The organism is Sulfitobacter maritimus, from assembly GCF_013346665.1.
GTDB lineage: Bacteria > Pseudomonadota > Alphaproteobacteria > Rhodobacterales > Rhodobacteraceae > Sulfitobacter > Sulfitobacter maritimus.
Genome location: NZ_JABVBB010000034.1, coordinates 730,102 through 736,662 on the forward strand (window position 1 = coordinate 730,102; position 6,561 = coordinate 736,662).

The following is a 6,561-nucleotide window of genomic DNA, read 5'->3' on the forward strand; positions in this document are numbered from 1 at the left end:
AAATGTCCAATTTGTTACTCAGTGCGCTTTGCCGCCATGATCCACAGCACAACCAGCACCGCAGAGAAGATCGCGTTCCATCCTGCCATCGACAGACCGAACAACTGCCAAACGATCTCGTCGCACATCACCAGCCCGACAGGACCGTCGGTCGACAAAAGCGCCCCACCATCAAGGCTGCCCATGTCGAGCCCACCGCCGGTGCAAGAGCTTGGCCCCGGCCACCAACCCCATTCAACGCCAGCATGATACGCCCCGATCCCCGCCGTCAGCGCCGCCGCCGCCGCGCCGAACCACGCCAAGACACGCGTCCCGCCCATGAGCAACGCCGCCCCAATCAACACCGCTGCGGCATGAGGCCAGCGCTGCCACAGGCACATCTTACAAGGCGCATAGCCCCCCAGATGCTGAAACCCAAACGCCCCGAGCAGCAACGCGGCAGAGCCGAAGGTCGCCAATGTAATCAATGTCTTGCGTGTCATAGAACCTTTACCACCATAAAGCCGCCGATCAGCAGAGCCACCGCGAGGGTAAACATCATGCCCAAACGGCGTTCAATGAAATCCCGGATCGGCGGACCGAACTGCCACAGCAGCCCTGCCACAATGAAAAACCGCAGCCCCCGCGCGAGGATCGAAGTCGTGATAAAGGTGGCAAGCGGCATCCCAGTCCAGCCGGACATGATGGTGATGACCTTATAAGGAAAGGGCGTCACCCCCGCGATCAGCACCGCCCAAAAGCCCATGTCATTGAACCGGGTGGAGAATTCGGCCATCGCGTCAGCTTTCCCAAGGCTCGCAAGGATCGGCTGGCCGATGCTTTCAAACGCCAAGGCCCCAATGGCATAGCCCAGTAACCCGCCCAGCACCGATGCCAACAGCGCCACCCCGGCAATCAACCACGCCCGCCGAGGCTGGGCAATGATCATCGGGATCATCAAAATATCCGGGGGGATCGGGAAGAACGAACTTTCCACAAAGGCCACAATGGCCAGCGCCCAGAGCGCGTGGCGGTGCTGGGCCAAGCCCAAGGTCCAATCATAAAGGCGGCGGATCATGCGTCGGGCTCCGGTCTGTTTTGACTGCATCACCACGTGCGGAGCGCAAGGTCAAGGCAAGCGAACGTCTTTGCAGAAAATCCGCTTGCCCGTCTGCGCAAGTCACGCTAAATGACCCCCAGTGCCCAAGTGGCGGAATGGTAGACGCAGGGGATTCAAAATCCCCCGCCGCGAGGCGTGCCGGTTCGAGTCCGGCCTTGGGTACCAATGGCTTACGCCATTCTCCGCATCCCCCGATATGCTCCACCCACAGTTTCCCGTTCTGGGCCTGTTCTGTTCTGAGATGTTTATTAGAGGCATGGCAGGTCAAGCAGTGCCGCAGTTTCGCGCTCTCTTTGCTTCTTAGTACGCGGCATATATCCGTAGCACACAAGGTAATCACGGCGGGCTGCCTGCCATGCTTTATGTACTCGGTTCACGTATTGCGCTAATGGCAGGCAGGCCGACTTGTTAGCGGTTTTTGACAGTGATGCGCTGGCTGGTCGTTCACGGGTATCTTCTTCAATGATTACAACCGCGTTCTGCCCGTAAGCTCTAAGTCTTACCTCCATTCTCATCGCCGGCGCAGCGTCGAAGGAATTGCCGCAGTGCAAGCGTTCGACGACTACGTTTTGCGCGCAACCGGCCTTTACCGCGACGATCGTAAGACACAGGCTAACAAATAAGCTGCGAATGACCGACCTAACATCTTTCAAGGGGACTGCCGCAACAATACTGGCGCCAAAGCTGGCATGACCCCTAAAAACTGGCGGGACAAGAAGACAGCTCCAACTGGACCGCCATCGGCCCCGCGAGGATCAGCGCCACGAGGTCGATCTGCCGGTTCGTGCCGGTTTTCTGAAACAGATTGCGCATGTGGAAAGACACGGTCGTCGTCGAAATCCCAAGGGCGTCGGCCACATCGGAGGGGCGTGCGCCGCTGGTGAGGAGGGCTGCGACCCGTGCTTCAGTTGGGGTGAGGCCGAACAGATCGATCAACAGCCGCTCCGACACCTTTTTGTCATGTGTCGGTGCGGATAGGAACACGGCGAGTTCTGCTTGGACTTTTTGCGTCGCCGTTGAAGGTCCCAATGCGCCGATCAGCGCTGACATTGCGCTATCAGCGCCTTGCAACATGATACCGCCGACCCGTTCACCGCGCCGGGCGGCGGCTTTGACCTTGTCGAGTGCCTGTTGCAGCGCCGTGTCACTGACCGGATCCGTCGCCGCAATCCTGTTCCTGCGAAAGCTGAAATGCGCGGCGTCTCGCGCCATATTTCGCGCCGCTTTATTCGCGTGGACGACATTCCCATCGCGATCCAACAGCACGATCCCAAGGGCGATCAAATCCAGCACCGGATGGGGTCCGCCGCTGGCGAGGTCGGCCAACGCGGCTTGCAGGCTGGCGACGTCCCGCTCGATCTGGCCCTTGATACGTGACACCTGACGCAGTCTGGCGGATACGGTGGCCAAGAGCAGATCATAGTCGACGGGCTTTATCAGATAGTCGTCCGCACCGCGCAGCTTGCCTTCGATCACCTCGCGCGGCTCTGACATGGCGGTGAGAAAGACAAAGGGTGTGCTGGCAAGCTCAGGACGGTTCTGGCGCATGGCAGAAAGCAGCCCGTAGCCGTCGAGCTTGGGCATGGTGATATCGCAAAGCACAAGGTCAGGCGTGGCGTTTTCCATGAGCCGGTCGGCCTCTTCCCCATGGGCGGCAGCGAGGGCGCGATAGCCTGCCTCCTCAAGCTCTTCGACAATGTCGCGGCGCAAAGCGGGCTCATCTTCCACCACAAGGATAAGCGGGGCGGGGGTGTTTATTGCTGTATCTGTCATCATTTTTCCCCTTCATAGCGGGGCAGGGTGAAGCGAAAGGAGGTGCCTCTATCGGTGTCGCGCAATTGCAGATCCCCGCCCTGCATGCGTGCCAGACTGCGGGCGATGAACAGTCCAACCCCGGTGCCTCGTGTGCCGACACTGTTCTGGCCGCGAAAGTTTGCGTCAAACAATTGCGCGCGGTCCGCTTCTGCGATCTTTGGCCCGTCGTTCGTGACATCGCAGTGAAGCTCCGTTGCGTTCCCATGCAGATGTACGGTGATTGCAGAGCCCTTAGGCGCATATTTTACGGCGTTCGACATGAGGTTTTCCAGCACCTGTTCCGCGTGCGCGGGGTCGCAAAGGGCGACGGCATTCAGATTGGCAGGGTGATCTGTCTCAATCCGCGCTTCGGGAGCCATCGCCTGTTGTCTGGCACGGACCCCTTCAAGCAAATTGCTCAGATCGCAGGCGACCCGGCGCGCGCCCACCTGACCGGTTTGAAGCCGTGTGGCGTCCATCGTGCTGGCCACCAGCCGGGTCAGCCCGGCAATGGCATCCCGCGCCCCGCGCGCGCGGTCCACGATCTCTGCTGTGCTGGCGCGGCCGCCCCGGCGGATCAGACGTTGCAATGCGGAATCGGCCACCGCCAGAGGTGTGCGGAATTGATGCGAGATCATCCCTGCGAAATTGCGGTAAAGATCCGCAGCAGAGCGCTCTCGCAACAGCGCCTCATCGAGCTCGCGGGTGCGTTCCGCCACAAGTTGTTCCAGATGCCCGCGGGTTTGCGCGGCCCGTTGGCGTGCGGCGTAGCGGTCGCTTGCGTCATGCATAAACACAATGGCTCCGACGACGCGCCCCTCGTCCAACATGGGCGAAAAGCGCAGGTCGACATAAAGCGCGGGTTCCTCCGCATCGCGGTAATAGGGCTGCAAGGCAATGCTGCGGTCCTTCCCAGCGAGCGATGCCTTAAGCGCCGTTTGGACATGGGCAGTGCCAAAGAAACCTGTGATATCAGACAGTTTTCGCCCCACGGCTCGCTCTGCCGGTTGGCCGGTCATGGTGGCCATGGCGTCGTTCCAGATCGTGCAGCGCCCGGCCGCGTCGATCGCCAAAATCCCGTCACCGCTGGAAGACACCAACAGCGCCGAGAAATCCCGCTCGCGCCGCAGCATGTTGGTCCGCTGGCGCGACAGGCGCAGCGCGAAAAAGAGCGTCAGGATCAAGACAGCGCCGGTCACGGTGATCCCAAAGAGCGAGGCGATGATCTGGCGCAACTGCGCGCGTGCGGTTTCGAGCCGCCCGCCCAGGTCGTCCCATTCGCGGATCATGGTTTTGTTGGCCGCGCGGGAAAAGAACCGCGTGAACGGCGCAAGCGCCTCGCGCAAGTCCTGCGCCGTGGAAGGAGAGATCGGGGCAGACGGAGGCGCGATGCTCTGCAAAGTCTGGTTCAGCGTTGAAAGCTGCTCGCGCATCCCGATCTCTTCCATGAAGCGCCGTTGCGGTCCTTCGTGCAGCAGCGCAAAGCGGCTGCGCAACAGGTCAAGACGCAGCGCGATCTCCGCCGCATCTGCCTCCCCCAACTCCGCCCTCAAAGTGGTCTCGACAAGACGCCGTGCGGCAATCTCGCTTTGGTGCATGACCCAGAGCATATTATGCTCCGCATTGACGCGAATATCATCCGCGACCCGGACCATGCGGTTCAGCGCAAAGGCCAGAAGCACCGCAAAGACAAAAATGGCGATCAGCGGCAGGATCAGAGCAAGACCGGGCCGACCGAGGGGTCTCATCTGATTTCAAGCTCCGACAGTTGCCAGACCCAGCGGTAGTCATAGCGGATGTCTTGCAATGCCTCATGCCCGTCACGCGGATAGACGATCCAAAGCGGGCCCTTGTCGGCCCGGTCCAGTTCCGCGCCATTCATACTGTAGCCAACGATCACGTCGTATTGCTCAACATCCGCGCGGGGGATGTCGACCACATAGTCGTTGAGCGCGGTAGCCGTGATCACATCCCCCGTCGCATCCAATTGGGCAAGCAGATCGCGCAGCAGCACACCGGTAAAGTTGTGTACCCCATCGGTCACCACTGTCGATGTCTCTAACGTGGTGGTGGGCAGGGCGCGCAGATCGGCCATGGTGAAATGCGCAGGTGCGTCGTCAATCAGGCCAGTGACCTTTAGTATCACCGGTTCTTCAGCGGCCAGAGCGGCCCCGGCAAGCGCGATGCAGGTCGAGATTGATATAGCCGCGTAACGCATAAGACCCTCATTTCTTTTCGGCAGTTCAACAGTCTGGCGGTCAGCATGCAATCATAACGTGAAAAGTTTCGCTTTTCCCCGTCCAAACGAAGGGGGCGGCTTGGCGGTTTAGCGATTATGCGAAGGGGGTGTCGAAAAGGATCACCGCGCTATGCGTCTTGCTAATACTGTCTCTGTCCTCATTGGCCTGTTGGTCCTGCAATCTTGCGGCACGCCGGAGTATCGCACCGAGCGGACCCATTGCGAGGCGGAGTGGCTGCTCAAGATCCCACCCGTCTATCGCCATGAACCGGTCACCAAATACCGCAGCGTTGAGCGCCCGAGTGGGGAGACCGTTTGTGAGACCGCAGGCACCACCACCACCTGCAAGCCGGTGATGAAGGCGATCTCAGTGCCTTACACCACGGTTGAGCGGGTCGATATTCGCAAGGCGCAGCGGGACCCGCAGATCGCCTCCTGCGCGGCGCGGGCCTGTGCGGCGAAATACGGCAATAGCAAATGTGAGATCTAACCCGCCGCGCAGCTGTCCGGCGGGTCGATAAGGGAGGGGAACAACCATGTGGAATTTCAGCATCGGCGGAGCGCTTAGGCTGATGGGGCGCACCTTGCCTTTCATCCTTTTGCGCATGGCGGTCTACTTCGGGATTACGCTGGGCTATATCCTCGTCACCGGCATGGGGGCGGGGGTCGGCTGGGGCATCGGCGGCTTTGGCGATGCGGAGTTCCGCGCCACGACCACCGCATGGGGCGGTTTTGCGGGCTTCGGCATTTTCGGGGCGCTGATGTACTGGGCGCGTGAATATATCCTCTACATCGTCAAAGCCGGCCATATCGCCGTGTTGGTCGAACTGATCGACGGCAAGCCGATGCCGGAGGGCCGCAGTCAGGTCGCCCATGCGACCACCGTGGTCAAAGAGCGTTTTCCACAGGCCAGCACCCTTTTCGTCATGGACCAACTGATCAAAGGCGTGGTCCGCGCCATCGCCGGGCTTTTGCGCGGCATCCTCACAATCCTGCCCGTGCCGGGGGTGCAACAGCTTGCCAGCATCCTGTCGGCCTTTTTGCGCATCGCAGTGGGCTTTGTGGATGAGGTGATCCTTGCCTATGCGATCCGCACGCGGTCCGACAACGCGTGGATGTCCGCGCGGGAGGCTTTGGTGCTCTATGGGCAGAACTACAAAGTGATGCTTAAAAACGCGGCATGGCTGGCGCTGATCGTCTATGGTCTGAGCTTTCTGGTCTTTGTGGTGATGCTCGCCCCCGCGGCCTTGGTCGTTTATCTGATGCCGGGGGCATGGGCCGCCGGGGGCGTGGTCTTTGCACTGCTCTTTGCTTGGAGCGTCAAGGCCGCCTTGCTCGAACCCTTTGCCATCACCTGCATGATGCAGGTCTATTTCAAAACCATCGAGGGCCAAGAGCCGAACCCCGAATGGGATGCCAAGCTGGAGCA

General features: G+C 60.5%; 7 protein-coding genes and 1 tRNA gene. 3 read left to right on the top strand and 5 right to left on the bottom strand.

Annotated features, from left to right (window positions below; all coding sequences use genetic code 11):
* Positions 1 to 14 precede the first annotated feature (14 nt).
* Positions 15 to 482 carry a disulfide bond formation protein B gene (locus HTT03_RS13630; RefSeq protein WP_174860309.1) on the bottom strand — a complete coding sequence of 156 codons (468 nt, stop codon included), beginning with the start codon at positions 480 to 482 and terminating at the stop codon, positions 15 to 17.
* Positions 479 to 1,057, bottom strand: coding sequence for a YqaA family protein (locus HTT03_RS13635; protein ID WP_174860310.1), 579 nt, complete (start codon positions 1,055 to 1,057; stop codon positions 479 to 481). Before HTT03_RS13635 ends, HTT03_RS13630 begins: the two co-directional genes overlap by 4 nt.
* A gap of 123 nt (positions 1,058 to 1,180) precedes the next feature.
* On the opposite strand from HTT03_RS13635, the gene HTT03_RS13640 reads away from it, so the two are divergent.
* Positions 1,181 to 1,264, top strand: a tRNA-Leu gene (locus HTT03_RS13640).
* Between the two features lie 531 nt (positions 1,265 to 1,795).
* On the opposite strand, the gene HTT03_RS13645 is transcribed toward HTT03_RS13640, so the two are convergent.
* The 3 genes from HTT03_RS13645 to HTT03_RS13655 are packed head-to-tail and all read right to left on the bottom strand — an operon-like array spanning position 1,796 to position 5,111.
* A complete protein-coding gene (locus HTT03_RS13645; RefSeq protein WP_174860311.1) occupies positions 1,796 to 2,872 on the bottom strand; it encodes a response regulator in 1,077 nt (358 codons plus the stop codon).
* Positions 2,872 to 4,641: a sensor histidine kinase gene (locus HTT03_RS13650; protein WP_174860312.1), complete on the bottom strand. Its 1,770-nt coding sequence runs from the start codon at positions 4,639 to 4,641 to the stop codon at positions 2,872 to 2,874. The genes HTT03_RS13645 and HTT03_RS13650 overlap by 1 nt, the downstream gene beginning before the upstream one ends.
* Positions 4,638 to 5,111 (bottom strand): putative pterin-binding protein, encoded by a 474-nt coding sequence (locus tag HTT03_RS13655; RefSeq protein WP_174860313.1) that lies wholly within the window; start codon positions 5,109 to 5,111, stop codon positions 4,638 to 4,640. The genes HTT03_RS13650 and HTT03_RS13655 overlap by 4 nt, the downstream gene beginning before the upstream one ends.
* A gap of 151 nt (positions 5,112 to 5,262) precedes the next feature.
* Here HTT03_RS13655 and HTT03_RS13660 point away from each other — a divergent pair, with 151 nt between their 5' ends.
* A complete protein-coding gene (locus HTT03_RS13660; protein WP_174860314.1) occupies positions 5,263 to 5,622 on the top strand; it encodes a hypothetical protein in 360 nt (119 codons plus the stop codon).
* Positions 5,623 to 5,668: 46 nt separating this feature from the next.
* Positions 5,669 to 6,561, top strand: an 893-nt coding sequence (locus HTT03_RS13665; RefSeq protein ID WP_174860315.1) for a hypothetical protein, incomplete at its 3' end; no start/stop codon positions are given.

Excerpts from the sequence above, each read along its gene's own strand:
- HTT03_RS13630 (WP_174860309.1), bottom strand. The coding sequence starts at position 482 with ATGACACGCAAGACATTGATTACATTGGCGACCTTCGGCTCTGCCGCG.
- HTT03_RS13635 (WP_174860310.1), bottom strand. The coding sequence starts at position 1,057 with ATGATCCGCCGCCTTTATGATTGGACCTTGGGCTTGGCCCAGCACCGC.
- HTT03_RS13645 (WP_174860311.1), bottom strand. The coding sequence starts at position 2,872 with ATGACAGATACAGCAATAAACACCCCCGCCCCGCTTATCCTTGTGGTG.
- HTT03_RS13650 (WP_174860312.1), bottom strand. The coding sequence starts at position 4,641 with ATGAGACCCCTCGGTCGGCCCGGTCTTGCTCTGATCCTGCCGCTGATC.
- HTT03_RS13655 (WP_174860313.1), bottom strand. The coding sequence starts at position 5,111 with ATGCGTTACGCGGCTATATCAATCTCGACCTGCATCGCGCTTGCCGGG.
- HTT03_RS13660 (WP_174860314.1), top strand. The coding sequence starts at position 5,263 with ATGCGTCTTGCTAATACTGTCTCTGTCCTCATTGGCCTGTTGGTCCTG.